Source organism: Christensenella sp. (assembly GCF_034927525.1).
Lineage (GTDB): Bacteria > Bacillota > Clostridia > Christensenellales > Christensenellaceae > Christensenella.
Window position 1 is genome coordinate 1 of the sequence record NZ_JAYFPU010000279.1, and the last position, 2,664, is coordinate 2,664.

The following is a 2,664-nucleotide window of genomic DNA, read 5'->3' on the forward strand; positions in this document are numbered from 1 at the left end:
CGAAGGCGCTGTTTTATGCTGACAAGGCAATGGCAGACAGGCTGCTGTCGCATATCCCCCTGAAACGGCCGGGCGAGCCGTGGGAGATCGCGGGGACGACGATATTCTTATCATCTGATGAAATGACTTACATGACGGGCAACATCCTGACCGTGGACGGTGGATGGACGTGCGGTTTTGCAAGAGATTTTTGATAGGATGCACTGAAATACAAATGGAGAGGGACTTTACTTATGAAAGCATTTATAGCAAAAGAACCGGGCGTCACAGAATTCATTGAGGTCGAAAAACCGAAGCTCGGCCCCAAAGATATTTTAGCAAAGGTAAGCTATGCGGGTGTTTGTGCGACAGATATTGCGCTTATTACAGGTGAAACAACCTTTGTTACGGAGGGGCTCGCAAAATACCCGATCCGCATCGGCCACGAATGGTCGGGAATTGTCACGGAAGTGGGCGAAGACGTGAAAACGATCAAGCCGGGAGACCATGTGATCGGTGAAAACGGGGTGCCGTGCTTCGATTGCCCAACTTGCTGGAGTGGAAACAGCGCGCATTGTCCCAATGCGAGAAGCGTAGGGACGCTGAATACATATGACGGTTGCTTTGCGGAATATATGAAGATGCCTGAGCGACTGACGTATAAGCTGGGCGACGATACTGATCTCGATGAGGCCGCGCTCATTGAGCCTGCTTCTATCGCGATGGCGGGCATCATCAAAAGCGGCGTGAAATTTGGCGATATGGTGATGGTGATCGGCACAGGCCCTATCGGCCTCACGGGGGTTGGCCTCTTAAAGGCGATCGGCTGCTCGGTGATACTGGTCGGCAGGCGCGATTCTAAGCTGGAGATCGGCCGGCAGATGGGGGCGGATTACCTTCTTAATTCCGCGACGCAGGATATCGCGGAGGAACTCAAAAAAATCACGGTCACAGGACGCGTAAACACGATCATCGAGTCGTCAGGGAATGTGCAGATGTTTAAGGATTGTGCCAATTATATCTCAGGCGGCGGCAATGTGGTGCTGCTTGGGTTCTTTGAAAAACCGATCGACGACTTCAATATCGATAAATTTGTGGTAAACGACGTGAACCTGCTGGGGGTAGCGGGAACAGGCGGAAGTATGCCGGGGATCATAGAATTGCTCAAATATAAGCGGGTGTCCTTTAAGCCGCTGATCTCCTCGGTCTACAATTTCAACGATGCGCAGGAGGCGGTCGACCACGTGATCCAAAATGACGGAGACCGCATTAAGGTGCTGTTGAAGTTTGACTGAGAAAACAGGACGTTCGAAGGAAAAGGAGAGGCGGGCATGAGATTTGAAGAAAAAGTCCGGGCGCTTGAAGTAGCGCAGGGCAAAGTAGCCGTTGCGTGGATCGGACAGGCGGGTTTTTTGGTCAAAACGGCGGGCGATAAAGTGATCCTGATCGATCCGTATCTTTCGGATTATGTGTATAAGCTATTTGAAAAAGAGGAAGGGCTTGCTTTCAAGCGCCTGAGCGCACCGCTTTTTGAGGCGGACGAAATAGAAGCGGACTATCTGTTTGTTTCGCATGAACACGGCGACCATCTGGATATGGACAGCCTTCCTGTGCTGCTTGCAGGCGGCAAAACACAATGCTACGCGAACGAAGTATGTATGGAAGAAGCGAAAAAAGCCGGTATTACAAAACAGATGAACCTGATCGAAAAAAACAAGACGTATGATTTTGATGAGTTTAAGGTGATCACGGTGGATTGTGACCACGGGGAGTTGTCCCCGGAGGCGCTGGGAGTCGTACTGGATTTTGGTTTTACAAAAATATATTATTCAGGCGATACAAGCTACAATACAAAGCGGCTTGCGGACGCCAGCGATCAGCGCCCGCAGGTCGCCTTACTTCCGATCAACGGCGCGTTTGGCAATCTTGACGCGCGTGAGGCGGCGGTGTTCGCGGCAGACCTCCATGCAGCGGCTTGTATCCCGCATCATTTCTGGACGTTTCCCAAGCACCTCGGCAACCCGATCGAGGCGATCGACGCGTTTGCGCGTCATGCACCTGCGTGCAGGCTGGATATGTGTATGCCCGGGGAATTTATCATTTACTAGGAGGGGTGCGGCATGTCCTGTTATGAAGGAAGCTATAAAGACCAGCGCGCGGCAGTGCTCAAAAACGATGTGCTGGAAGCACGGTTTCTTCCGGATTTTGGCGGGAATCTGGCCTGGCTTAGCGATGGGAAGCGCCAGTTTATGGTGCAGCGGCCGGAGCCTGCGTACCGTACCATGCCTTTTGACGGATTGTATACGGACGGCGAATGCAGTGGAATGGATGATATGTTTCCCACGATCGACGCATGCTATTGCGAGGATGCTCCGTGGAAGGGTACGCTGCTCAGCGACCACGGTGAGGTATGGAACACAAGGTGTGATATGCAGCTTGAGGAAGAAAGCGTGGCCTTTGCAATGCATGGGATCAGGCTTCCGTACCGCTTTGAAAAACGGATCAGTTTTTCGGCGGCACATTGTGTACGCATCGACTATTGCGTGACAAACCTCAGTGAATTTGATTTTGATTTTGTATGGGCGGGGCATACGATGCTGTGTGCAGAGCCCGGGCTGCGGCTTTCGGTGCCCGAAGACTGTGATGCGGGACTGGCGGTTTTTTCAAACCACGGCAGCATCGGTG

3 protein-coding genes and 1 pseudogene are annotated in these 2,664 nt (G+C 52.2%); all 4 read left to right on the forward strand.

Annotated elements, in window-relative coordinates; genetic code table 11:
- On the forward strand, window positions 1–194 hold a 194-nt coding region (locus VB081_RS11370), incomplete at its 5' end, for an SDR family oxidoreductase (protein ID WP_323400930.1).
- Between the two features lie 39 nt (window positions 195–233).
- Complete coding sequence (locus tag VB081_RS11375) at window positions 234–1,274, forward strand: zinc-dependent alcohol dehydrogenase (RefSeq protein ID WP_323400931.1); 1,041 nt, start codon at window positions 234–236, stop codon at window positions 1,272–1,274.
- A 36-nt stretch (window positions 1,275–1,310) separates the two neighbouring features.
- Window positions 1,311–2,087 (forward strand): MBL fold metallo-hydrolase, encoded by a 777-nt coding sequence (locus VB081_RS11380; protein WP_323400932.1) that lies wholly within the window; start codon window positions 1,311–1,313, stop codon window positions 2,085–2,087.
- A 12-nt stretch (window positions 2,088–2,099) separates the two neighbouring features.
- A pseudogene (locus VB081_RS11385) lies at window positions 2,100–2,664 on the forward strand (hypothetical protein); the annotation flags it as partial.